Source organism: Salinicola endophyticus (assembly GCF_040536835.1).
GTDB classification, from domain to species: domain Bacteria; phylum Pseudomonadota; class Gammaproteobacteria; order Pseudomonadales; family Halomonadaceae; genus Salinicola; species Salinicola endophyticus_A.
Genome location: NZ_CP159578.1, coordinates 3,704,623 through 3,729,056, shown reverse-complemented (window position 1 = coordinate 3,729,056; position 24,434 = coordinate 3,704,623). Strand labels below are relative to the sequence as shown.

Genomic DNA, 24,434 nt, shown 5'->3' with positions numbered 1-24,434 from the left:
CTCAACATGCTCATTTACACCCCGTAAACTGGTGCGCCAGCCCGGTCCGTTTTCGCCGATTTTTGCCTTGTCTTGTCTTGCCTTCGCTCGCTGACTTTTCGTACAGAACCTAGTCCTGTCATCAGAGTCACGCGTCACTCTTCTTTCACCATACTTCTTTCATCCCGCTTAATTTCACCACACGCCTGTCGCGCTCGCGCTTTCTCGCCAGTGGCTCCTCGAGGGTCGCGTCGTCTGGCCGCGGCACGCGGTCGCGACAAGACTTGCGCGCGACCCCCAGGCGATTTCTTCTCGAAACGCGGGCAAATTGCGAAATCGGAGAAGGCGGGCGTCGCAATCTGCAGTGATGAGCGCAGGCAGTCGGTGTGATCAAGGCGGCATGTTTCTCAAGTCTTTGATTTATATTAAAAATAAAAGTTGGCACGGTTTTTGATACTCAAAGAGTAAAGACACTTGCTTCACCCAATTTCTTTATTCACTTGGAGTATCCGCCATGACCCTGCCCACCATCTCCGTCATCATGCCCGTCTACAATGTGGAAGCGTTCGTCGGCGAGGCGATCCAATCGGTGCTCGATCAGACGTTCCAGGATTTCGAGCTCATCATCGTCGACGACGGCTCCCTCGATAACAGCATGCAGGTGTGCCGAGGGTTTGCGGATGAGCGCATCCGTATCGTGACCCAGCGCAACCGGGGCCTCGCAGGCGCCCGCAACAGTGGCATCGCGGTGGCCCGCGGGCGTTACATCGCGCTGCTGGACTCCGATGACCGCTGGGACCCGACCAAACTCGCACTGCACTTCATCCATCTCAATGCCGATGACGCGGTCGACGTCAGTTATTCCGGCTCGCGCCTGATCGACGCCGAAGGCCGCCCGCTCGGTGTCAGCCAGCAGCCCCGGCTGACCGGCGTCGAGGCGCGCCACGTCCTCACGCGCAACCCGGTGGGCAATGGGTCGGCGCCGGTGATTCGGCGTCGCGCTCTGGACCGTGTCGCCTTCGTGCATCCGCAAGAGCCCGGGCGCCTGTGCTGGTTCGACGAGAGCTTCCGCCAGTCGGAGGACATCGAGCTGTGGCTGCGCATGATCGCCGGGTACGGCTGCCGCTTCGAGGGCATCGACGGCCTGCTCACCGACTATCGCATCGTGATCGGCGGGCTCTCCTCCAACGTGATTCGTCAGTACGAAAGCTGGGAGCGGGCGATCTCCAAGGCGCAGGCATACGCGCCTGAGCTGCTGGCGCGTCACGGCGCGCGTGCCCGGGCTTATCAGCTACGCTATCTGGCAAGGCGAGCGGTGCAGCTGGGGGATGGCTCCTTCGCCGTGGCCCTGATGCGTCAGGCGCTCGCAGCCAGTCCGTGGATCGCGCTGCAGGAGCCTTACAAGACGCTCGAAACGGGGCTCGGTGCGATGGCGGCACGCTGGCTGTCGCGTGAACGTTTCGCCCTGCTGTTGAGTCGTCGCTTGGGTACCGAGGTGGCCGCATGAAAACGCTCGAGATCGTACATTTGCTGGACGATGTCTCTCCCGGCGGGGTCATGCAGGCGCTGGCGATTTTCGAGCATCCTGCCTGGGTCGGCCGTCTGCGCAGCCGGGTGGTGACGGTGAAGCCGGATCAGACGTTGGCGCCGAGTCTGAAAGCGGATGTGATCATGACGCACTTTCCGCCGCGCTGGCGGGCACTGCCCTTCCTCGTGTCGCTGCGGCTGCGCAATCGTCACGCTCGGCTGATTCATATCGAACACAGCTATACCCGTGCCTGGGCGGCACATCATGTGCCGCGCTTCGGCCGCTTTCGGATGATGCTGAACATCTCCAGCCGTCTGTTCGACCGTATCGTCGCGGTGTCGCAGGGACAGTCGCAATGGTTGACCGAGGCCGTGGGGATAGAACCACGACGCCTGCAGGTGGTCTCGCCCTGGAGCGACGTCCCCGCGCTGCAGGCGGTGCCGCCCTCGGACTGGCAGGGGCAGCGCCCGCTGGTGGTGGGGGCCTATGGCCGTTTCGTCTGGCTGAAGGGGTTCGATCGCTTGGTCGCTCGCTTTCTGACGCTGGATCCGGCGCGCTATCAGCTGTATCTGGGCGGGAGCGGGCCGGAGGAGCAGGCGCTGCGGGCGCTGGCCGGAGAGGCGCCGCACATCCACTTCGTCGGGCAAGTCGATGATCGTGCCGGCTTTCTGGCCGCCTGTGACATCATCGCCGTACCCTCGCGCTGGGAATCCTTCGGCCTGGTGGCGGCCGAGGCTCGGCAGGCGGCTCGGCCGCTACTGGTCGCCGGCGTGGATGGGCTGCCCGAGCAGGCGGCCGAAGCGGGGTGGGAAGTGGATTTCGATAGCGAACACGGCCTGAGTACCTGCCTTCAGAATCTGACGCCGCCGCGGCTGGGTGCCATGGCCGCATCGGCGCGTATCTCCACGCAGTGCCTGGTCGATGATCGACTCCTGCGCTGGCGGCAGTTACTGCCGCTCGACTGAGTCTTCCGCCACTGTCAGCTCGCCTTGCCGATGCGGCGCTGGCGCCCCCTCCTCAGCCCTCCCACCGGTGGCTTCCAGACGCCGCCAGGCGGCCTGTCTGGCCGCGATGCCGACGATGACCAGCGCCGGCCAGTAGAGATAGCTCAGAATCTCCAGGTTCTCCCCGAAGCTGTAGAGGGTGAGCAGCAGCAGCATGGCCAGGGCGACACGACCGACCGGTTGGTAGAGCGCCAGCCTGCCCGCCATCCAGAAGCTCGCCGCCAGCGGCACGGCCAGGGCGATCGCCCCCAGCAAGCCTTTGACGAAGAGCAGGCCGTACCAGCTATGGTGGCTGCCGATCGGCATGTACTCGACCAGATGCGGGCCGTTTTCCACGATGCCGTGGCCGAACCAGGGCGCCTCGTTCTGCCAGCGTTCGATGGCGATACGGCCCAGGGCGGCGCGCACTCGGCTGGAGTCGGCGCGGGCACTGGTGAAACGCTGTATGGCCTGTTCCATCAAGCCCTGTATCTGGGGAGACAGCAGCCCCAGCAGCAAGATAGCGGGGGCCGCGGTGAACCAGGTCCATGGCTGGCGCAGGCGGCTGACACCGAACGACACCGGCCAGACGATCGCCAGCGCCACGAGTGCCAGTCGCGACTGGCAGAGTAGTGCGATCAGCAGGCCCGCCGACACGCCGATGATTTTCCAGCCCAGCTGCTTCTCCTCCAGCGCGCAGAGGATGTGCACTACCGCGATCATGCCGGCCGCCGGTGACCAGGGGGCGAAGAACTGCCAGCGTGGCACGCCGGTCCCCGGCTCCAGCGTATACAGAATCACCGCAAAGTACTCCGGTCCCGACCCGCCGACGATCTTGAGTGGCGACACATACAGCTGGCCCGGAAGCCCCACGAACGGCGCGACCAGAAACAGAGGGATCAGGATCAGCGTCTGCAGTCCCAGGCGGCAGACGGCCCGATAGATCACCTCGGGGCGCACGGGCAGCAGCGCGCCGGCCAGCGGGAACAGCGCCAGCAGTGCCCAGCCCTTGGCCCAGCCGATCGAGGACTTGATGGTCTTGGCGGTACCCAGCTCATTGAGCAGATGCCCGACGATCAGGATCACCAGCATCGCCAGCATCGCCAACAGCCAGATGAAGATCACCGGATGGGGCGGCGGCGGGCGCCATGACGTGGCGTCCCCCGGGGCCAGGTATAGCGTGACCGCTGCCATCGCCGCCAGGATCCAGGCCATGGCCGGCCCGGCGATGTACAGACCGCCGAGCAGCCAGAGCAGCCAGGTGCACTGAATGGCGACCGAAATCAGCCTTTCGGCAGCAGTAGTTTGATAATCGGCTGGCGTAGCCATAGCAGCAGGAAGCCCATGATGACGAAGAGACTGGCGACCACGCCGCCAGCCACCGCAAGCACCGCCGACGGCGACGAGGGGGCGCTGGGCAGCGAAGGTGACTCGAAGGTCTGGACGAGCGGGTAGGACGCGAAGGGGTCCGACTTGTTGGTGTCCAGCCGGGCCAGTGCCGAGGAGAAGACCGCCTCGGAGATCCGCTGCTCCCTGAGCAGATCCGACAGGCCGGCGGCCATGGTCACCAGATCGCCATGATCCTGGTTCTCGCGTCGAATCTGCTGCTGAATCTCCACCAGCTCGGCGTTGATGCCGGCCACCCGGCCTTCTGCGCTCAATAGCTCATCGAACAGTCGGGCGCGGCCTTCGCTCACCGAGAGGTCGACGAAGCGCTGCAGGGTTTGGGTCGGCAACCCCGTGAGCGTCGCACCGCGCGCCAGCATCGCCTGCAGCAGGGTATCTTTCTGGGCCTGGCGTTCGCTCAAGCGCAGATGGCGATCGCCCAGCGTGGCGCGATCCTGATTCCAGTCGGTCAGCGCGATGGCGTAGCGCGACAGCAGCGACTGAAAGATCGGGTCGGCCTTCAGCAGCAGCGCGCTACGCGCCTCCGCCAGGGACACCTGCAACAGCTGGCTCAGGCGCTCGGCCGTGGCCCGGTAGCGCTCCAGCTCGAGCCGCGCGCTGCGTTGCTGCGCCTCCAGGTCATCGACGACCCCCAGGCGCTGATTGAACTGCTCGAGCGTTGCCAGCCCCGCCTGTCCCTGGAACTCGAGCACGCGGCGCTGCGCTTGCTGTAACTTCTGCTGTAGCTCCTGAAGCCTGTCGCGGTCCGCCGTTTCGCGCTTCTCCGCCTCGTCCTGGCGCAGGCGCTCCAGGCTGGACAGGAAGCTTTGACGCAACGCTTCGAGACGCGCCTGCGCCTGCTCGGGCGTCGGGCCTGCCATGGCCACCATGATCAGGTTGGTCTGATCGACCAGGCGCACGCTCGGACTGGGCAGCATGCCACCGCCATCGTCCAGGCGCTGCGCGCCACGCTGGAGCACCAGGTCCGAACTCAGCAGCCGCTTGTAATTCTCCGTCGGGCTCAGCGAGGGCGTCGCGAAGGCGGAGCTCGTCTGCGACGAGGCCTGACCGATGGACTCCAGATTGATCGAGCCGCCGACACCCGATCCGGGCAGTATCAGGGTCATCGAGCTCTTGTAGCTGACCGGTGCCAGCAGCAGATAAGCGGCCAGCAGCCCCCAGATGATCAGCAGGAAGGGGGCGATGGCGATGATATAGCGGCGATAGCGGCCCGCCGAGGGTAGCCCATCTCGAATGAACCACCAGAGACGCAGCAGCCGGCGCGGTGAAGGTGAGCGGTTATCGGTCATGGTGAGGCATCGTGGATGAGAATGACGGTGGCGGCCGGCCCCAGGGCTTCGCCCACCATCGACACGGCGTCCCTGACGTTCATCCAGCGGCTGTCGTAACAGGCGAGCGCGTCGCCGGGCATCAGATAGGGGTTGATACGATCCCGGTCCGGGCGCTCCAGCATGTCCTCGACATCGCGGTCGATGACCACGGTGGTGTCATCGAACGGGTTGGTGGAGATGAGAACGGCATGGCGGTGAGCGTTCATGGCCGAGCCGCCGACACAGTTGGCGCTGACCAGCCCCTGCAGTAGACGCGTGCCGTAGGGCAGGCTGGTCGACTCCTTGCCGATCGCCGAGGTGGCGTTGCTGGCGGCGGGTCGTGACAGGTTGGACATGAACACGCGTACCCCTGGCGGCGTGACCGGTGTCGGTCGCACGAGCGCCGCGTCGAAGCAGTGCGTGCTGGGCACCTCGACACGATCTCCGGGAGCCAGTCGCAGGTCATCGGCGCCGCTGCCTTCGACCAGCCCGGCGAGGTCGACTGTCGTCCACTGGTCACCTCGAATGACACGCACGTCGCCCAGGTTGGCATCCGGACGGGCACCGGCGGCAGCCATGATCGCCATTGACAGATTGCGACCGAGATTGGCATCCCCCGCCACCGGGCCGTCGCGCTGGCCGACGCGACTCTCGGCCGGGCGTTCACCGATGCGCACGGTGCCCGCATTGAAAACCGCGCCTCTGACCGAAATCGAGATACCCGCACGCTCCACCAGCGAGACGGCAGCGACACGCGGTAGACGCCGGACCAGCTGTGCCTCGACGAGCCTGTCGCTCAAGCGGGCTTCCACCTCGGCGACGGAGCGTCCGGTGGTGTCGATCACGGGCAGGCCGGGTAGTGCCAGGCGGCCGAGTTCATCGATGACGTACAGCTTAGAGAGGTCCCCCGGGTCGCCGAGCACGTCGACACGCAGGCGGTCGCCGGGGGCGAGACTGGCAGGCTCGGCGCGCATCTGTGCCGCCGGAACATACGTTTTTCCGGCCGGCGGGGGCGGCGACATAGCGGGCGTGCATTGGCGCTGGTAGGCGTCGGCCTCCCACTGTTGCGGCATCCACAAGGCGCCATCCCGGTTTTCGGGCGTGGGGGCCGACTGGCAGCCGCTCAGTGTCATTGCGGCGGTGACGATCCACGCCATGGTGCGTGTACGGTAATGGGCTTTATGCATGCGCACCTCTCTACATAATCCATCATTGTAGAGAAGTCGATGCGGAAAGGAATCGAAGTATTATTAGATTTCACTCTGTCTCTCAATGGAATGTCTCAAGTTGCAAAGACATTGATGCTGTTTGCAACGTGCCGCCTCCCGAAATGCAAAAGAGAGCGCTTTTATGCCGCTATTTTCGTGCCTAGATATTGGCATCGATATTGCAGAGCCTTCTCCATTGACTTCGATTCTTCGTCTACTCCGTGGCGGAAGGGGCGCGTATGAAAGGGTTGATCTTTGTCGAGCTGATGAACTTTCTCGATGAGCAGTTGGGTGACGCCATTACCGAGAGGGTGGTGGAAGCGGCCTCGCTGCCCAACGATGCCGCATTCACCACGGTTGGCAACTATCCCAGCCACTACGCGGCGGACCTGGTGGCGGCCGCGGCCAGGATGACCGGTGCCGATGCCGCTTTGATGTGTGAAGATTTCGGCCGCTTTCTCTTCCAGCGTTTCCAGACACGTTTTCCACATCTATTGTCGCGCTACACCAGTGCCCGGGAGCTTCTCGAGCATGTCCAGGGGCATATCCATGAGGAGGTCAAGGTCATTTATCCCGATGCTTCGCCACCGCAGGTGGAGACGCACAGTGATATAGAGGGCTATACCGTCACTTATCGTTCGGGGCGGGGGTTCGCCCATATCGCTTACGGTCTGGTAGCGCAGTGCATCTCATTCTATAGTGAACAGAGCGACGTCTCTTGGAAGTCCGGCAGCACCGACACGCAGGCGTGCTTCATTATTCGGCCCAGAAAAGGTATCTATCCTCTATGACGGAAAGCACTCGGGTGTTGATCGTCGAAGACATCGTGTCTCTTGCGCTCACCTATGCCAGTCAGCTGGAGGCCGCCGGGTGCCAGGTCGAAATCGCCGATAGTGGAGAGAAAGCCCGCTATTATATCGAGGCCGGAAAGCGCGAGCGGCAGGCATTCGATGTCATCCTGCTCGACCTGAAACTGCCGGATGTCGATGGCCTGGATTTTCTGGCGGATGCCCCCGAGTTGACCAAGCATGCCAGCGTTGTCGTCATTACTGCGGACGGCTCCATCAATCGGGCCATCCAGGCCATGCGTCTGGGAGCCTACGACTTCCTGGTCAAGCCGGTCTCGGTCGAGCGCTTGACGACCACCGTGAAACGCGCCGGCGAGCGGCTGCGTCTCGAGCAGGAAGTGCAGGTGGCGCGCAGTCTTCAACGGCGTGAACAGTTTCAGGGCTTCATTGGCGGCTCCGACGTCATGCAGGTCGTCTATCGCGCGATCGAGAACGTCGCCAACTCCAAAGCCACCGTATTCATCACCGGCGAAAGCGGGACCGGCAAGGAGGTGGCGGCCGAGGCCATCCACGAGCTCAGTCAGCGGCGGTCGGGGCGTTTCGTCGCAATCAACTGTGGCGCCATACCCGAAAACCTTCTCGAGTCCGAGCTCTTTGGCCACGTCAAAGGCGCCTTTACCGGCGCGCTGGAGAATCGCACCGGGGCTGCCAGAGAGGCCAGTGGCGGTACGCTGTTTCTGGATGAAATCTGCGAGATGGAGCTGAAACTGCAGGTCAAGCTATTGCGCTTTCTGCAGACCGGCATGGTGCAGCCCGTCGGTAGCAACCGAACCGTGCCGGTGGATGTGCGCGTGATCTGTGCCACCAACCGCGACCCCTTGGTCGAGATGAGCGAGGGGCGTTTCCGCGAGGATCTCTTCTATCGTCTCTCTGTGCTGCCTATCGATCTGCCTCCGTTGCGGCAACGGGGGGATGATGTGGTGCTGCTGGCTCAGGCGTTCATGACGCGTTTTTCCACCGAAGAGGGCAAGACGTTCGAGGCGCTCGACGATGAGACGCAGCAAACGCTGCATCGATACCACTGGCCGGGCAATGTCCGCGAGCTGCAAAACGAGATTCGCCGCGCCGTGGTGATGAGCGCCGGTAACCAGCTCTCTCTGGCACATCTGGGGACGGCCGCGGCGGCACCGGCCATGCGTGCCGAGTCTGGAGGCAGTGAGCCGACACAGCCGCAACACGCCCCCGATGCTGGCGCTGATGCAGCCCCGTCCGGACTCGCCTTTCAGGGGCTGACGCTCGAGCAGATCGAAAAGATGGCGATCGAAAAGGCCATCGCCAACAATGGCGGCAGTGTGCCCGGTGCGGCGCGTGATCTCGCCGTCAGCCCCTCTACGATCTACCGCAAGCTGGAGAAATGGTCTTTGACCGGAACCTCGTCTTAGTTTGCTTTGCGTCGTTGGTCGGGGTTGGCGTGCAGCGCATCGATAGACGCTGACATAAAGACGTTGCTGGTTTTATCGAGGCTTGGGGTGTCAATGTCCAAAGGTGAGATTCTGGTCGTGGGCGGCGCTGGTTATATCGGTTCGCACATGGTCGAGCATCTGTATCGATCGGGATATCGGGTGACCGTTCTGGATAATCTATCCACAGGACATGCCGATGCCGTCGTCAATGCCGAGCTGGTCGTCGCTGACCTCGGAGATAGAGAGACGCTAGGGCGTCTCTTTCGGTCCAAGGCCTTCGATGCCGTGATGCATTTCGCGGCCTTGAGCGAAGTCGGTGCCTCCGTCACGCAGCCCGAGGCCTACTATCAGAACAATGTGGCCAAGACCCTTGCGCTGCTGGCAGAGATGCGCTGCCACGGCGTGGATACGTTCGTGTTCTCGTCGACGGCGGCGGTATACGGGGACGCCCACGAAAGTGCCATCGGCGAGTCTAGCGGTACCTCGCCGATCAACCCTTATGGGTGGTCGAAGCGCTTCATCGAGCAGATCCTTCGCGACTATGCCCACAGCTATGCGCTGAGGCCGATGATCTTTCGCTATTTCAATGCGGCGGGTGCCGATCCCGAGGGGCGATTGGGCGAACGCCACGATCCCGAGACGCACCTAATTCCGCTGCTGCTCCAGGCCGCTTCCGGCCGCCGCGCTGACTTCACGCTGTTCGGTAGCGACTACCTGACGCAGGATGGCTCCTGCGTCCGGGACTTCATCCATGTCGACGACCTGTGTCGCGCGCATCGCCTGGGTCTGGAGGCGCTGTTGCGAGGAGAACCGGGCGATGTCTTCAACCTGGGAAGTGGCGTTGGTTACAGTGTCCTGCAGGTCATCGAATCGGTCAGGCGCGTGACCGGGTGTGATGTCGCCGTCAAGACTGCCGACCGTCGCCCTGGCGATCCGGCGTATCTCGTCGCCGACGTGACAAAGGTCGAACGTGCGCTGGGATGGCGGCCTCACTACTCGCTGGATGAGATGGTGGCCCATGCCTGGCGCTTCGAAACCGACAGGGCGCAGGGATAGCGCTGGCTGACCTCGACCATCGATTCTGATCTGTCAGGCCAGCGTATCCGATCCGTACGGCGGGGCTCATCGAGCCCCGCCGTGTGCGTCTGGGGCAGCGCCCGTCATGCCGCCGCTCGAGGGCATTGGCTCTGCCGGCACCTTTACAAGAGGCGCCGGGAAGTGCAACGGGTCCATGAGGGAAATATAGGGAGGATTCTGACCGCGAGAGCAGGTCACGCTTGCCGAGCCACCTTCGCGCTATCTCCTCAGCATCCTCTCCACCACGCAGGCATGCTGCAACAGCATGGTATCGTCGCCCTGGGGGCGCGATAGCATCAGCCCGATGGGCAGCTCGGCGCCGGTGGCGATGTAGGGCAGCGAGATCGAGGCCGCGTCGAGATAGTTGAAGACGCTGGTATTGCGCAGCGCCAGCCGGTTGGCGCGCTGGAAGGCGGCGGCATCGTCCTCGAGCGCGGCCCGTCTCGGGGGCAGCGTGGCGACGGTGGGCAGCAGCACCGCATCGAAGCCGGCCATCTCCTGTTCAAAGCGCTGCTGCCAGCCCGCTCTTGGCCACAGGCGCTGCAGGTAGTCCGCGGCGCTGATGTCCCGGCCGCCCTGCAGGCGTTCGGCGATCAAGGGGTCGTAGTCGGCTTCGGCGCGGGCGAGCTGCTCGCGGTGCAGCGCGGCCGCTTCCGGTACCACCAGGCCGCCCTGCTGGTTGATGGCCAGCGCCGCGTCGATCGCCGTGAACGGCAGTCGCTCGATGTGGCATCCCTGGGCCTTGAGTACCGCGATCGCGGCCTCGAAACCGTCACCCACGGCGTCGTCCAGTTCGCTCAGCAGGTCGCCTGCGGCCACCGCCAGCCGCAGCGGTCGCGGCGTCGTGTCCAGCGCCGGCAGTGGCCGCTCGGCGAGGATCGACCAGAGGCTGGCACAGCACGCCACGCTGGGCGCGATCGGGCCCACGCAGTCGAGGCTCGGTGCCAGCGGATAGGCTCCTTCACCGGGTACGCTGGCCTGGCTCGGCTTGAAGCCGGTCAGGCCGCAGAACGCCGCAGGAATTCTGAGCGAACCGCCGGTATCGCTGCCCAGCGTGGCGGCGGCGAGACCGAAGGCAACCGAGGCCGCGCCACCTGAGGTCGAACCGCCGGTGATGCGTTCGCCATCGAACGGATTGGGCGGCGTGCCGTAGTGTCGATTGAGACCGAGCCCCGAGAATGCGAACTCGCTCATGTTGGTACGCCCGGTCAGCAGCGCCCCGGCACGGCGCAGACGCTGGACCGCCGGCGCATCGTGGCTGGCGGGCGGATTGCCTCCCAGCACGCGAGAGGCGGCTCGGGTCACCTCGCCACGGACGTCGAACAGATCCTTGATGCTGACCGGCAAGCCCGCCAGGGGTTGAGTGGGGTCGACCTGCGCCAGCCGATCATGCAGCGTGTCGGTATCGAACTCGATATAGGCTGTGGCGGTGACCTCGGCGCGTGCCCGGGCTCGCTCGATCAGTGCCTCCAGCGCCTGGGTGGGGGTGAAGTCACCGCCGTCGATGGCGGCCTGCCAGTCGCGTAGCCGGCGTTGGCCGGCAGGGCGCTCCCAGAATGCGCGTGCGCCACCTTGTGGGGGCTTGATTGAGCTCATTGCGCGACCTCGAGCTCGATGACGGCGTAGCGGTGGCTCAGGCGACGATTCAGCACGGGGTCGGTGAGCGTCATCGAGAAGCGTGGGCTGGGCCGGATACCGCCGATGGTCGGTACCGTGCCGCACAGCAGCAGCGTGTCGGGGGCCAGCGACTCGCCCTGCTTGAGTGCGGCGGGCAGCTTGGCCAGCAGCGTCTCGATATCCAGCAGCTCGGCCAGCGTGCCCTGCTGATAGGTGACGACCTGACCGTTCTCTTCGATCTCGCTGGCCAGCGCCAGCGCATCCCAATGTGCGCGAACGGCTGTCAGCGGCCAGGCCTGTCGGGCGACCGGCTTGGCGCAGAGCTGCTTGGACTCGGCGACACCGACCGCCTCGAGTTTACGGTCGGTGTGGTCGGAGGCGAGCGTCACCCACAGCCGGCCATCACTGTCGCTGACCAGACAGACCTCGGCCTCGCCGGAGCCGTCACCGCCGAGCATCTCGACGTGCTCCGCCTGGGTCAGCAGTTGTGCACTGGCGCGGTAGAAAAGCGGCACGCTGGAGGGCGGTTTGACGCCGATGGCGGCCAGCTCGTCGATATGATGTCGCACGCCCGCTTGATCGCGGCCTGCCCAGCCGGCGATCGCCAGCCGCCGTGGCGTGACGTTGAGCGTGCCTTCAGGGGTATCGAAAGTCAGCATGAGCGGTTCCTGAGTTGTCTTTGGCGCGAAGATCGGCATCGGCTGCCGCGGGTCATCGATGGCACGACGTAGCGATAACGCGGCGCCTCGACGACGCGGCGGATCAGAGCGAGTTCGGCAGCCACAGGGCGATGCCGGGGAACAGGATCAGCAGCACGGCCATCACCACCATGGCGGCGATGAACGGCAGCGTGCCGATGATCACATCGGAGAACGGCTTGCCGCGCCGGGCTGCCTGCACGATGTAGAGGTTGAGACCGACCGGCGGGGTGATCAGCGCCATCTCGACGAACAGGATCATCACCACGCCGAACCACACCTTGTCGAAGCCCGCGGCGAACAGCAGGGGGGCGATGATCGGCAGCGTGATCACCATCATCGAGAGCGTCTCGATGAAGAAACCGAGCACCACCAGCAGTGCCAGCACGCAGAGCAGCAGCGCCATCGGCGACAGGTCCAGTTGCGTCAGCAGCTGCGTCAGCTGTTGGGAGAGGCCGGCCGAGGCGAGCGCGAAGTTGAGAAACGACGCCGCCAGCATGATGAACAGAATCATCGAGGTAGTGCGCACGGTGTTGTCGAGTGCGGCGGTCAGCATGCGCCAGTCCAGGCGTCGGTTGAATGCGGCGAGTATCAGCGCCACCACCACGCCGATGGCGGCGGCTTCGGTGGGTGTCGCCCAGCCGGTGTAGATCGAGCCGACGATGGCGATGAACAGGACCAGCAGCGGCAGCAGGAACTTCAGGTGACGCAACCGCTCCGACCAGCTCGAGTGACTGCGTGGCCCCCCTAGCGAGGGCTTGAAGGTGCAGAACAGGATCGCCGGCAGCATGAACAGGCCGGTCAGCAGGAGCCCCGGCAGCAGCCCGGCCACGAACAGCTTGGGGATCGAGGTCTCGGTGAGGAAGCCATAGACGATCAGGTTGATCGACGGCGGAATCAGGATGCCCAGCGTGCCGCCGGCGGCGATGCTGCCGCAGAAGAGCCGCGGGTGATAGCCGAGCTTGTCGCCCTGTGGTAGCGCCACGGTGGAGATCGTCGCCGCGGTGGCCACGGAGGACCCCGAGGTGGCGGAGAACAGCATCGAGGTCATGACGTTGGCATGCAGCAGGCCGCCGGGCAGCCAGGAGAGCCAGTGATCCATGGCGCGATAGGCGCGCTCGGCGATCCCCGCACGCACGATGATTTCGCCCATCAGCACGAACAGCGGAATCGCGATGAGCAGAAAGGAGTCCGCCGCCGACCACAGATTCTGGCCGAGTGCCCGCATCAGCGGGAAGAACGAGAAGAACTGATCGACGCCGAAGGCGAGCAGGAACAGCACGATGGCGACCGGAATACCGGTCAGCAGCAGTGCCAGAATCCCGATGGAGAGATAGGCGAGCATCAGGATTTCCCTCCTGTCGCGGTATTGTCGCGCGCGCGGGTCGCGGGTGGGGCGGTTTCGAGTGACTCGGCCTCGAGCTGGTCGGCATCGTGGCCCATGCCGATCAGCGTGCCGATCGTGTCACGATCGCCGCCGACCGCGGCCAGCAGGGCGCGAATCGCCAGCACCGCCGCCGACACGGCAAACCAGGTGTAGCCCAAGACCCAGACCAGCTGCGGTATCCATAGCGGTGTCGACAGCGGCGTATTGGCGGTGGTGTGGTTGGAGAGTGACCCCGAGAATACCGGCCAGGCGTGGATGACGATCATCCAGCCGACCAGATTGACGGCGAGTATCGAGAGCAGATCAAGCACCGTACGGGCGGCGCTGGGCAGCTTCGAGTAGCCGACATCGATACGGATATGGGCACGTTCGACCAGCGTGTGCGAGAGCCCCCAGGCCGAGAGAACGGCGAGGACATAACCGGCAGTCTCCTGGACGCCTTCGAAGGAGCGACCCAACAGTTTGCGGCCGACCACTTCCAGGATGACCATCACCACGACGGCCAGCAGCAGCAGGCCGATGAGCCGTGCGGCCCAGCGCGAGACGAGGCGGACGGCGCCCACGAGGGCGTCGACCAGAGAGACGAGAGCGAGCATATTGAATACCTGCCGGCGGCTGAGAACGGGTGTCTGGGGCAGGGCACCGGCGTGCCCGGCCCTGCGACCCGTTTACTTGACGATGGGGAGCGCGACGAGCGGCGCGACGTTCGCGTTCCACAGCGAGATCGTTTCGTCATCGATCCGCGCGGCCCAGCTCGGCAGGACTGCACTGACCAGCGCCTGATGGGCGCGCTCACGGTCGGCATCGGTCACCGCGACCAGGGTCATGTCGCCCGGCTTGCCGTGTTCGCACTCGCCATTGCCGGTCAGACAGGCGATGCCCTGCTGCTCGTCCTTGGGCAGATTGTTCCACACCGGATCGATGAAGCCGGTGGCGATCTCACGCTCGATCAGCTGGCGGGTGGCGTCATCCAGCGACTGCCAGGTGGCATCGCTGATGGCGGTAATGACGGTGTCCCAGCCGCCCACCGGCAGGGGCAGCAGATAGTCCGCCACATCCTGCCAGCCGGAGTTGTAGCCGGAGAGCGAGCCGGTGACGGCGCAGTCGATCACTCCGCGCTCCAGCGCCCCTGGCACCTCGTTGAACGCCATGACCGTGCTCTGGGCGCCGAGCGCGGAGAGGAACTCAGCCGTGGTGCGACCGCTGGCGCGGACCTTCTTGCCCTGCAGGTCGCCGAGGCTCTTGATCGGCGTGTTGCAGAACACCACCTGCGGCGTGTTGGGCGCGATCGCCAGCACGTGCGCCTGGTAGTGAGACTGCATCGCCCGTTCGGCGATCGGCATGAACGCCTCGCTGACCTCGCGGGCCTTCGCGGGGTCGGTGGTCATCATCGGCAGGTCGAGCCCTTCGAGTGCCGGCGCCTCGCCGCCGACGTAGTCGGAGAAGGTCATGCCGACATTGAACAGGCCGTTCTTCAGATAGGTGAAGACATCGCCACCGGAGATACCCATCTGATCGAAGGTCGTCATCTGGACCTGAATCTGGCCGTCGCTCGCCTCGGGCAGCGTCTCGGTCCAGAACGGTTTCTCGAAGTTCTTGTGGAGCGAGACCGCGCTCCAGGTACCGACGACATTGAGGCTGGTTTCCGCACTTGCCGGTTGGGCGAGACCGGCGGCCATAGCGGTCATGGTGAGGCCGAGCAGCATCTTTTTCATGGGACTCTCTCGCGTATTGAGTTTGTTGTACGAGGGTGGGTCATCGCCTGACGGACGCGCTTGTCGCGCGATGTCGTCAGCGGTACTTCAAGCGATGGTTGGGAATGTCGGTGATCAGCATGTGGCCCGGGGCGTGGGCCATGGCGAAGGGCAGCTTCGCATTCATCAGTGCGATCTGCGGCGTCACCCCGCAGGCCCAGAACACCGGGATGTCGCCGGCTTCCATCACCGGGGCATCGCCGAAGTCCGGCTTTTGGATATCGTCGATGCCGATCAGCTCCGGTCGCGCCAGGTGCAGGGGCGCGCCGTGAACGCTGGGCATGTCGGTGGTGATCTGGATGGCGCGGATGGCATCGGCCGGCGACATGGCGCGCATCGACACGACGTAGCTGCCGTGGAACGGGCCGGCGGGGATCAGCGGAAGGCTGGTGCGGTACATCGGCACGATGGTGCGAGCGGCCATGTGGCGAACCGGTACGCCCTCGGCGATCAACGACTCCTCGAACGAGAACGAGCAGCCGAGCGAGAAGGTGACCAGGTCGTCGCGCCAGCGGGAGACGAGATCGGCCGGTTCGTCGACCAGTTCGCCCTCTTCATAGACGCGGTAGCGTGGCACGTCGGTGCGCAGGTCGATCGCTTCACCCAATACCTGCGGGTGAATGCTACCCGGTTGGCTGACGTCGAGTACCGGACAGGCGGCGCGATTGGCCAGGCAGAAGCGCAGGAAATCGGCGGCGTAGCGCTCGGGCAGAATGACCAGATTGGCCTGGGCGTAGCCGTTGGCGATACCGGTGGTGGTGGTGGGCCAGTCGCCGCGACGGATGGCGTTACGTGCCTCGGCCGGAGAGACGGTGGCGTCGAGAGAGGTCATGTCGTCGATCCTGATTGTCATTGTCGTGGCCGCTACGACCGCCAGGGCCGAACGCCACCTTTATGCAATCCAACGCTATGGGTTCACGGCGTATCAATCCAATCGATTTTTATGATTCCCTTTCATCGGCAAAACCTTTCAATCTCGGCCCTCTCGACAAAACCCTTCAATGTCAGGCACATCGCCAACGCCTTCCGCCACGCGACCCATCGGCGACGCCATGGCAGCGTCAGGCATGCTCGCGCTGGTCTCGTTGACCGAGCTCGATCGCCAGATCGATGACGCCATCGGCCAGCGCCTTGTCGATGTGCTGCGGCCAGGAGGCCGCGAAGTCGAGCCGAGGCAGATCACAGGGCAGCGTGATGAGCTCACCGCGGGCGATCTCCTGCTCGACGATGCGCGGCGGGATGGCACCGACGCCGATGCCATCCAGCGCCAGGCGTACGATGGTCCAGACCGAGCCGGAGCAGTGCAGCTTGATCCGCTCGAGGCGCTCCTGGTGGAGCAGCGACTGCAGCGCGCGATAGGGGCGGCTGTCACTGGCGAAGGTGATCAACGGTGTTCCGGTTCGCGCCAGCGCTTCCAGGGTGAAGGTCTGGGGCGAGAAGCCCAGCTGCGGCGTGGCGATCAGGCCCGTGGCATAGTGGCACAGCGGCCGGCTGAGAATGTCCTTGGCGTCCACCGGACCCAGCGTGAAGGCCATGTCGACCTGGCGATTGAGCAGTCGGCTGGCGAGCCCCGGCGTGCCATCCACCTCGAGCTGCAGCGTCATGTCGGGAAAGCGATTGGCGAGCTCGGCAATGAACGCCGGCAGCCAGCTGTGGGCGATCGTTTCCACCACGCCGAGACGCAGCACCCCCTGGAACGGGTTGCTGGCCTCGAGCATCGCCATCGCCTCCTGACGCGTCTCCAGCAGCAGCTCGGCGTGGCGATAGAACTGCCGCCCCTTCAGGGTCGGCTGGATCGGACGCTGGGCGCGGTCGAGCAGCGCGCCACCGACGATCTCCTCCAGCCGCGCGACCCGATCGGAGATCGAGGGCTGGGTCAGATGCAGGTGCTGGGCAGCCAATCGGAACGAGCCGAGGCGCACGATCCAGACGAAGGCTTCGATTTCCTTGAAGTCGAACATGACGAGCCGCCGCGAAGTGAGAGAGGATGGAGCGAGAGCGCCGCGCCAGTATGGCACGGACAGGGGGCCGCCAAGCGATCTCCGCCGGTTCCATCGGTCACGGACGCCAGCCAGGCGCGTCCGTGTAACACGATGCCGCGACCGCACGCCAATCACACGCCAGGACCACAAGACTCAGCATCACCAGAGAGGAGCGCCCGATGAGCGAGCACGATGCCACCCACGAGAACGACCCGCGGCGGCGCCATTCGGCCAAGGTGGTCGATGGCCCCGGCAAGGCCGCCAGCCGCGCCATGCTGCGCGCCGTCGGTTTCAACGACGAAGACTTCAAGAAGCCGCAGATCGGGGTCGCCTCGACCTGGAGCCGGGTCACGCCGTGCAACAGCCATATCGACGTGCTCGCCGACGCGGCCAGCGCCGGCGCCGACGCCGCCGGCGGCAAGGGCGTGGTGTTCAACACCATCACCATCAGTGACGGCATCGCCAACGGCACCGAGGGCATGAAGTACTCGATGGTCTCGCGCGAGATCATCGCCGACTCCATCGAGGCGGTGGCCGGCTGCGAGGGCTTCGACGGCGTGGTCGCGATCGGCGGCTGTGACAAGAACATGCCGGGCTGCATGATCGGTCTGGCGCGCCTCGATCGCCCGGGTATCTTCGTCTACGGTGGCACCATCCAGCCCGGCGCCGGGCACACCGATATCGTCTCGGTGTTCGAGGCGATGGGCGCCTACTCCCAGGGCAACAAGTCGCTGATCGAGGTCAAGCAGATCGAGGAGACGGCGATCCCCGGGCCGGGCTCCTGCGGCGGCATGTACACCGCCAACACCATGGCCTCGGCGATCGAGGCGCTGGGCATGAGTCTGCCCAACTCCTCGGCCCAGGAGGCGGTATCGCAGACCAAGCGCGACGACAGCCACGCCGCCGGTGAGGCGGTGCTCAATCTGCTGGCGCTGGGTCTGAAGCCGTCGGACATCATGACCCGCCAGGCGTTCGAGAACGCCATCATCGTGGTCATCGCCCTCGGCGGCTCCACCAACGCGGTGCTGCACCTGCTGGCGATCGCCAACACCATCGGGGTCGAGCTGACGCTGGATGACTTCACCGCGATCGGCAAGCGCGTGCCGGTGCTGGCCGACCTGCGCCCCAGCGGCCACTACATGATGAGCGAGCTGGTGGCGATCGGCGGTATCCAGCCGCTGATGAAGACCCTGCTCGAGGCCGGCCTGCTGCACGGCGACTGCGTCACCGTCACCGGCAGAACGCTGGCGGAGAACCTCGCCGAGGTCGCGCCCTATCCGCTCGATCAGCAGATCATCAAGCCGCTGGATGCGCCGGTGAAGGCGTCCAGCCACCTGCGCATTCTCTACGGCAACCTCGCCCCGGAAGGTGCGGTGGCCAAGATCAGTGGCAAGGAGGGCACCCGCTTCACCGGCCGCGCGCGGGTATTCGACTCGGAAGAGGAGGCGCAGGCGCGCATCAACGACCTGACGGTGGTCGCCGGCGATGTCGTCGTCATCCGCTACGAAGGGCCCAAGGGCGGGCCGGGCATGCGCGAGATGCTCACTCCCACCTCGGCGATCATGGGCCGTGGCCTGGGCGATCAGGTGGCGCTGATCACCGACGGGCGCTTCTCCGGCGGCAGCCACGGCTTCGTGGTCGGCCATATCACCCCGGAAGCGTTCGTCGGTGGGCCGATCGGCCTGGTCGAGGATGGCGACGAGATCACCATCGACGCCGAGAACGACGTCATGACCCTGCACGTCGACGACGCCGAGCTCGAGCGCCGACGCGAGGCGTGGCGGCGGCCGACGCCACGCTATGCCCGCGGCGCCCTGGCCAAGTACGCCAAGACCGTCAGCTCGGCTTCACGTGGTGCGGTGACCGATCTGCCCGACGTTCTCGATGACTGAGTTCTCGACGACTGAGGCGCAGGGCGACTGAAAGGCTGGATGAGCGGGGCGACCGGCCGCGCGCTCCAGCGGTTCGCGCCTCCAGCATTAGCCGGGCTCATGCTGGAGGCGCGGAATTTTCACGTGTGTACGCCAGTTTCCGCGGCGCGGCTTGGGTATCCTTGGCGACTGATTCATCACCATGACAGCGTTGAGGGGACCCCATGCAGACCAGCCGCGACCGCATTATCACCACCCACACCGGCAGTCTGCCGCGCACCCCGGCGCTGTCGCGCATGCTGGTCCTGCGTGAGCAGGGCAAGCCGGTGGACAGCGCGGCGTTCGAGGCCGAGGTCGCGCGCTGTCTGGATGGCGTGATCGGCGCCCAGCTCGATGCCGGGCTCGACAGCATCAACAACGGCGAGGCGCCGCGGGTGGGGTTCTCGACCTATGTCAGCGAGCGCATGAGCGGCTTCGGCGGCGAGGGGCGGCGCAAGCCCACGCTGGATATCCAGAAATTCCCCGGCTATGCCGAACACATGGCGCGCCAGATCGGCGTCTCCGAGGATCTGGCCAAGGTGTGGAACACGCCGCTGGCGCAGCAGGCGGTGCGCTACGATCCGACCCTGGCCGGGGTCAAGGCGGAATTGGCCTCGTTCGAGGCCGCGCTGGCGGGGCGCCCGGCACCGCGGGAGACCTTCATGACCGCGGCTTCCCCCGGCGTGGTCACCACCACCATGCTCCGCGCCCAGGACAACCCTGACTACCCCACCGACCGCGACTATGTGCTCGCCGTTGCCCGTGAACTGAAGCAGGAGTACGAGGCGATCGTGGCCGCCGGCCATGTGCTGCAGCTGGACGCCCCAGATCTGGCCATGGAGCGCGTGATCCTGTTCGGCGATGCCGACCTGGGGACTTTCCTCGAGCGCGTCGAGCTGCACGTCGAGGCGATCAATCTGGCGCTGGAGAACATCCCGGCGGACAAGGTGCGCCTGCACGTCTGCTGGGGCAATTGGCAGGGTCCGCACCAGGACGACGTGCCGGTGGCCGAGCTGCTGCCGATCCTCTACCGGGCCAAGGTGGGGGCGCTCAGTATCCCGCTGGGCAACCCGCGGCACGAGCATGAGACGGTCTCGTTCAAGACCCACCCGCTACCCGATCATATGCTGCTGATGCCGGGGGTGATCGACGTCACCACCAACTATCTCGAACACCCCGAAGTGGTGGCCAACCGTATCTGCGCCTCGGTCGCTGCGGTAGGCGATCGCGAACGCGTGGTGGCAGGCACCGACTGCGGCTTCGGCACCTTCGCCAGCTACGAGTTCGTCGCCCAGGACGTGGCCTGGGCCAAGCTCGCGGCACTGAGCGAAGGGGCGGCGATCGCCACCCGGCGGCTGTGGGGCTGAAGCTGCGGCCAGCGCGCGGCGTCCCGGGCTCTTCTATACTGCAAGCGTCCATGGCTCGACCGAGCCTGATGTGATGACAAGGAGAGGTGGCATGACCGGGAGAGGGGCGATGAGCGTAAGCCGTGCGGTGAAAGTAAGAAGTGCGATGAACGTGGTGAGCACCATGGCCATTGGCGTCGGGGTGTCGCTGTGTCTGGCGAGCGCCGGGGCGATGGCCCAAGAGCCGGGAGCCAGCCAGCCACACCACCCCAAGGAGACCCGGGTGCTGGAAGAGGGGGCGCCCGAGATCGCCAAGCAGTGCCTGGCACTGGCGCTCGACAGCGGCGAGAACCGCGAGATCGAGGGCAAGGCGATCTACGACACCAACGCCTGGGACTATACCGCCGACGAGCTCGACAGTGGCGATACCTTCGAGCTGCTGGTCGATCTGCTGGGGCCAGGCAATACCAAGTACAACCTCACCTGCCAGGTCGACGCCGGTGGCAAGGTGACGTTCGACAGCGTCGAGACCTCATCCACGGTCAAGTCCAACCCGGGCGGTGCCTGAGACGCTGCCATGTCATTGCGCGACGGCCCTTCGGGGCCGTTTTGCTTTATCCATTGGGGGCTGATGCCGTGAGCGTCGTGTGAAGACATGGCGACGTTCGAGAGTGGCTAGGAGCGCGCCATGAACGACACCCACAGCGGTGATGAACGGCTGCACGAGAGGCGCACGCTGCGTATCGACAGCGCGGCGCCGCTCGGGGTGATCGCCGACACCCACGGCCTGCTGCGCGATGAGGCGCTGGCGCTGCTCGCCGACTGCCCGCAGTTGATTCACCTCGGCGACGTCGGCGACCCCGAGATTCTGACGCAGCTAGCCGCTCGCGGCCCGCTCTATGCGGTGCGCGGCAACATCGACCGCGAGGGCCCCTGCGCGGCGCTACCCACCCACCTCGAGCTGATCGTCAACGGCCAGTCGTTGCAGCTGGTGCACGATATCGCCGACTGCGACGAGCGGCTGGCCTGTGCGGCGATCCTCCACGCCCACTCGCACAAGCCGCGCCAGACCTGGCGCGATGTCGACGGCCGGCGCCAGCTGCTGTTCAATCCGGGCGCAGCGGGGCGGCGGCGCTTTCGCCTGCCGCTGACCCTGGGCAAGCTGTGGGTCACCCCCGCCGGGCTGCGTTCGGCGATCATCCATCTACCGCTGTAAGACGCGCTCGGCAAAGTCACGGCGTACCGGGCAGCAGCCGCACCAGGGCGCCGTCGCGGGCATCGGTCAACGCCCACAGCGCGCCGTCCGGCCCGGCATCCACATCGCGCACCCGTCCCAGCCCCGTTGCCAGGCGCGCTTCGCCGCTCACCCGTTCGCCATCCAGCGTCAGCCGCACCAGGCCGCCGGGGGAGAGCGAGGCGATGATCAGGTTGCCGTGCCAGTCGGGGAAGCGTGAGCCCTGATAGAAGGTCATGTCGCCCGGGGCGATCACCGGGTCCCAGTAGTAGATCGGTTGCTCCATTCCCTCCCTGGTGGTTACGCCTTCGCCGATCGGCGCGCCGCTGTAATCCTCACCGTAGGTGATCACCGGCCAGCCGTAGTTGCGCCCGGCCAGCGGCACGTTGAGTTCGTCACCGCCGCGGGGGCCATGTTCGATGGTCCACAGCTTGCCGCTGTCGGGGTGCAGCGCCGCGCCCTGAATGTTGCGATGGCCGTAGGACCATACCGCCGGTGCCCCCGCCTGACCCGCGGCGAACGGGTTGTCCTCGGGAATGCTGCCGTCGGGGTGAATACGCACCACCTTGCCCAGATGCGTGTGCGGGTCCTGCGCCAGCTGGCGCGGTGCGGGCAGCGAGCGTTCACCGAGGGTGACGTAGAGGTGGCCCTGGGTGTCCCAGACCAGCCGCGAGCCGAAGTGCTTGGTCGACGCCCAGGCCGGCGTCTGGCGGAAGATCACCGTCAGATCGTCGAGCTGCTGGCTCCCGGCGGCGAGGGTGGCACGGGCGACGGCGGTGCCGTTCTTGCCACCCTCGCGCGGTTCAGCGTAGCTCAGATAGAGCCGGCGATTGCGCGCGAACTCCGGGTCGAGGGTGATATCGAGCAAGCCACCCTGGCCGCGGGCGTCGATCTCGGGTAGCCCGCCGATCGGCGCGGAGACGCTGCCGCTACGCAGATCGACCCGGCGCAGTCGACCCGGTCGCTCGGTGATCAGGGCGGTGTCGTTGTCGACAAAGGCCAGGCCCCAGGGGTACTCCAGCCTCTCGGCCACACGCTCGATGCGCAGCGGCGCGCTCGCCGGCAGTGCCGGGGCGCGGGTCTGCGCAGCGAAGGCGGGGCGCTGCTCCGGGGCGTTGGGTGGGCCGGTGGGCACCGGCGCCTGGGCCAGGGCGTCGCCGCCCAGCGCGAGCAGGGCGACGCCAGCGATGCGTGAGGCCAGGCGAGGCGCTGTGGTTCTTACCAAGTGCGGGGCCCAGCATGGGGCCAGCCTACTGGCCATGTTTGGGGCCATGTTTGGGGCCATGTTCGGGGACAAGTGAAGGGTCACGGATGGCGGCATGGGGCTCTCCTGAAACGAACGCGGTGGCCGGCTGGCGGGTGCCGGCAAGGATCGGTGCAAGACGACGCCTCGAGAGTATGGACCCTGGGGCGCGGGCCGGCGTCGAGCTCGTGCTGAACAAACGGCGCTCCGCGCCGTCTCGAAAGATTGTCGACAAACACTGACGCTATTAGTGATGCCTGATAGAATTCTGGAAGGGCTGAATAGCTTGGCGAGCGACATGAAGCGCAAGGCGCACGGCGTGCAGAAGATGAGACATAACTCGGGGTTAGGCGAATCTTCGAGCACCGCGCAACGTCGCGATTCGGTCGAGTAGCCCGCTGTTCAGCTTTTCCTAGTCTTTTACGGAATTCGGCCTCCCTCCACGTGCCTAGACCCTCTCCCTCTCTTCACAATACCTGGCGCTGGCTCCTGCTGGTGCTGGCCTGTGGCGTATCCAGCTGGCTGCTGGCACTGGTGCATATGCCGGCCGGCGGATTCATCGGCCCGATGGCGGTCGCCATTGTCTATGGAGTCACGGTGGGCGGTCTCGCGCTGCCGCGCAGCGCCTTCAAGCTGAGCCAGGGGGTGGTTGGCGTGCTGATCGCCCAGACCCTGACACTGGCGGTGTTGCGCCAGATTCTGGACGCCTGGCCGGTGATGCTGCTGGCCACGGCGATCACCCTGTTGCTGAGTCTGGTGGTGGGCATCGCGCTGGTGCGGCATGGCGGCCTGCCGGGTACGACCGCGGCCTGGGGCACCACCCCCGGGGCCGCCGCGGCCATGGTCGCGATGGCCGAGGAGAGCGATGCCGACCCGCGGATCGTGGCCGCGATGCAGTATGTGCGGGTGGTCTGCGTGGTGCTGCTCGGCGCGCTGGTCAGCCACTACCTGGGGGTGACCGACACCAGCGCCGGTCACGCTGCGCCACTGCCGGCCTCGGCCCGCGCCTGGCTCGACCTGCTGGCGACCCTGGCGGTGGTCGTGGCCGGCGTGTGGCTGTGTCATCGCCGCCTGCCGGCCGGGGCGCTGCTGGGGCCGGTGGCGCTGGGCACGCTGCTGCATCTCGGCGGGGTGGTGACCCTGACCCTGCCGCAGCCGCTGCTGGAACTGGCCTACGGTGTGATCGGTGCCTATGTGGGGCTGCGTTTCGACCGTGCCACGCTGCATACCATTGCCCGCGCGCTGAGCAAGATGGTGCTGGCCTCGCTGGTACTGATCGCGCTGTGTGCGCTCTCGGCGTGGCTGGTGACGCTGCTGATGCATACCACCTTCATCAGTGCCTATCTGGCGACCAGCCCGGGTGGGCTCGACTCGATGACCATCATCGCCATCGATACCCACGCCGATGTCGGTCTGGTGGTGGCACTGCAGACGCTGCGTCTGTTCACGGTGGTGCTGGTGGGGCCGGGGATGGCGCGCCTGGTGGCGCGTTTTGCGCGGCCGACCTGAGACGGGATTCT

Annotated in this window: 21 protein-coding genes; 10 read left to right on the top strand and 11 right to left on the bottom strand. The window is 65.7% G+C overall.

The annotated features are described in order from the left end of the window. Positions 1-493 precede the first annotated feature (493 nt). Both ABV408_RS16865 and ABV408_RS16860 read left to right on the top strand, forming a co-directional pair. A complete protein-coding gene (locus ABV408_RS16865) occupies positions 494-1,486 on the top strand; it encodes a glycosyltransferase (RefSeq protein WP_251977698.1) in 993 nt (330 codons plus the stop codon). Next, a complete protein-coding gene (locus ABV408_RS16860) occupies positions 1,483-2,472 on the top strand; it encodes a glycosyltransferase family 4 protein (protein ID WP_353980051.1) in 990 nt (329 codons plus the stop codon). The genes ABV408_RS16865 and ABV408_RS16860 overlap by 4 nt, the downstream gene beginning before the upstream one ends. Here ABV408_RS16860 and ABV408_RS16855 read toward each other — a convergent pair. The 3 genes from ABV408_RS16855 to ABV408_RS16845 are packed head-to-tail and all read right to left on the bottom strand — an operon-like array spanning position 2,455 to position 6,394. Next, a complete protein-coding gene (locus ABV408_RS16855; RefSeq protein ID WP_353980050.1) occupies positions 2,455-3,819 on the bottom strand; it encodes an O-antigen ligase domain-containing protein in 1,365 nt (454 codons plus the stop codon). The genes ABV408_RS16860 and ABV408_RS16855 overlap by 18 nt on opposite strands. Next, a complete protein-coding gene (locus tag ABV408_RS16850) occupies positions 3,774-5,186 on the bottom strand; it encodes a hypothetical protein (RefSeq protein ID WP_353980049.1) in 1,413 nt (470 codons plus the stop codon). Before ABV408_RS16850 ends, ABV408_RS16855 begins: the two co-directional genes overlap by 46 nt. Next, the gene (locus ABV408_RS16845; RefSeq protein WP_353980048.1) at positions 5,183-6,394 is read right to left on the bottom strand and encodes a polysaccharide biosynthesis/export family protein; all 1,212 of its coding nucleotides are present in this window, start codon (positions 6,392-6,394) and stop codon (positions 5,183-5,185) included. Before ABV408_RS16845 ends, ABV408_RS16850 begins: the two co-directional genes overlap by 4 nt. Before the next feature lie 260 nt (positions 6,395-6,654). Here ABV408_RS16845 and ABV408_RS16840 point away from each other — a divergent pair, with 260 nt between their 5' ends. The 3 genes from ABV408_RS16840 to galE all read left to right on the top strand — a co-directional run bounded on the left by ABV408_RS16840 (position 6,655) and on the right by galE (position 9,722). Beyond that, complete coding sequence (locus tag ABV408_RS16840) at positions 6,655-7,206, top strand: heme NO-binding domain-containing protein (RefSeq protein ID WP_353980047.1); 552 nt, start codon at positions 6,655-6,657, stop codon at positions 7,204-7,206. A 14-nt stretch (positions 7,207-7,220) separates the two neighbouring features. Next, on the top strand, positions 7,221-8,645 hold the full coding sequence (locus ABV408_RS16835; protein WP_353980046.1) for a sigma-54 dependent transcriptional regulator: 1,425 nt from the start codon (positions 7,221-7,223) through the stop codon (positions 8,643-8,645). 93 nt (positions 8,646-8,738) lie between these two features. Next, positions 8,739-9,722: a UDP-glucose 4-epimerase GalE gene (gene galE, locus ABV408_RS16830; RefSeq protein ID WP_353980045.1), complete on the top strand. Its 984-nt coding sequence runs from the start codon at positions 8,739-8,741 to the stop codon at positions 9,720-9,722. A 240-nt stretch (positions 9,723-9,962) separates the two neighbouring features. On the opposite strand, the gene ABV408_RS16825 is transcribed toward galE, so the two are convergent. The 7 genes from ABV408_RS16825 to ABV408_RS16795 form a co-directional block, all read right to left on the bottom strand. Then, positions 9,963-11,339: an amidase gene (locus ABV408_RS16825; protein WP_353980044.1), complete on the bottom strand. Its 1,377-nt coding sequence runs from the start codon at positions 11,337-11,339 to the stop codon at positions 9,963-9,965. Continuing rightward, the gene (locus ABV408_RS16820) at positions 11,336-12,019 is read right to left on the bottom strand and encodes a DUF2848 domain-containing protein (RefSeq protein WP_353980043.1); all 684 of its coding nucleotides are present in this window, start codon (positions 12,017-12,019) and stop codon (positions 11,336-11,338) included. Before ABV408_RS16820 ends, ABV408_RS16825 begins: the two co-directional genes overlap by 4 nt. A gap of 103 nt (positions 12,020-12,122) precedes the next feature. Further along, positions 12,123-13,403, bottom strand: a complete 1,281-nt coding sequence (locus ABV408_RS16815) for a TRAP transporter large permease (RefSeq protein WP_353980042.1) — start codon at positions 13,401-13,403, stop codon at positions 12,123-12,125. After that, positions 13,403-14,041 (bottom strand): TRAP transporter small permease, encoded by a 639-nt coding sequence (locus tag ABV408_RS16810; RefSeq protein WP_353980041.1) that lies wholly within the window; start codon positions 14,039-14,041, stop codon positions 13,403-13,405. Before ABV408_RS16810 ends, ABV408_RS16815 begins: the two co-directional genes overlap by 1 nt. A gap of 72 nt (positions 14,042-14,113) precedes the next feature. Beyond that, complete coding sequence (locus ABV408_RS16805; protein WP_353980040.1) at positions 14,114-15,160, bottom strand: TRAP transporter substrate-binding protein; 1,047 nt, start codon at positions 15,158-15,160, stop codon at positions 14,114-14,116. Between the two features lie 76 nt (positions 15,161-15,236). Further along, a complete protein-coding gene (locus tag ABV408_RS16800; protein ID WP_353980039.1) occupies positions 15,237-16,031 on the bottom strand; it encodes a putative hydro-lyase in 795 nt (264 codons plus the stop codon). A gap of 229 nt (positions 16,032-16,260) precedes the next feature. Continuing rightward, positions 16,261-17,160 (bottom strand): LysR family transcriptional regulator, encoded by a 900-nt coding sequence (locus ABV408_RS16795; protein ID WP_353980038.1) that lies wholly within the window; start codon positions 17,158-17,160, stop codon positions 16,261-16,263. 200 nt (positions 17,161-17,360) lie between these two features. Here ABV408_RS16795 and ilvD point away from each other — a divergent pair, with 200 nt between their 5' ends. The 4 genes from ilvD (at position 17,361) to ABV408_RS16775 (ending at position 21,653) form a co-directional block, all read left to right on the top strand. After that, complete coding sequence (ilvD, locus tag ABV408_RS16790; RefSeq protein ID WP_353980037.1) at positions 17,361-19,073, top strand: dihydroxy-acid dehydratase; 1,713 nt, start codon at positions 17,361-17,363, stop codon at positions 19,071-19,073. A 203-nt stretch (positions 19,074-19,276) separates the two neighbouring features. After that, a complete protein-coding gene (locus ABV408_RS16785; RefSeq protein ID WP_353980036.1) occupies positions 19,277-20,458 on the top strand; it encodes a hypothetical protein in 1,182 nt (393 codons plus the stop codon). Between the two features lie 109 nt (positions 20,459-20,567). Then, positions 20,568-21,005: a hypothetical protein gene (locus tag ABV408_RS16780; protein WP_353980035.1), complete on the top strand. Its 438-nt coding sequence runs from the start codon at positions 20,568-20,570 to the stop codon at positions 21,003-21,005. A 120-nt stretch (positions 21,006-21,125) separates the two neighbouring features. Next, positions 21,126-21,653: a metallophosphoesterase family protein gene (locus tag ABV408_RS16775; RefSeq protein WP_353980034.1), complete on the top strand. Its 528-nt coding sequence runs from the start codon at positions 21,126-21,128 to the stop codon at positions 21,651-21,653. 16 nt (positions 21,654-21,669) lie between these two features. Here the strand turns inward: ABV408_RS16775 and ABV408_RS16770 are convergent, their stop codons facing one another. Further along, positions 21,670-22,896 (bottom strand): PQQ-dependent sugar dehydrogenase, encoded by a 1,227-nt coding sequence (locus ABV408_RS16770; RefSeq protein WP_353980033.1) that lies wholly within the window; start codon positions 22,894-22,896, stop codon positions 21,670-21,672. Positions 22,897-23,358: 462 nt separating this feature from the next. Here ABV408_RS16770 and ABV408_RS16765 point away from each other — a divergent pair, with 462 nt between their 5' ends. Further along, positions 23,359-24,423 (top strand): AbrB family transcriptional regulator, encoded by a 1,065-nt coding sequence (locus tag ABV408_RS16765; protein ID WP_353980032.1) that lies wholly within the window; start codon positions 23,359-23,361, stop codon positions 24,421-24,423. Positions 24,424-24,434 lie beyond the last annotated feature (11 nt).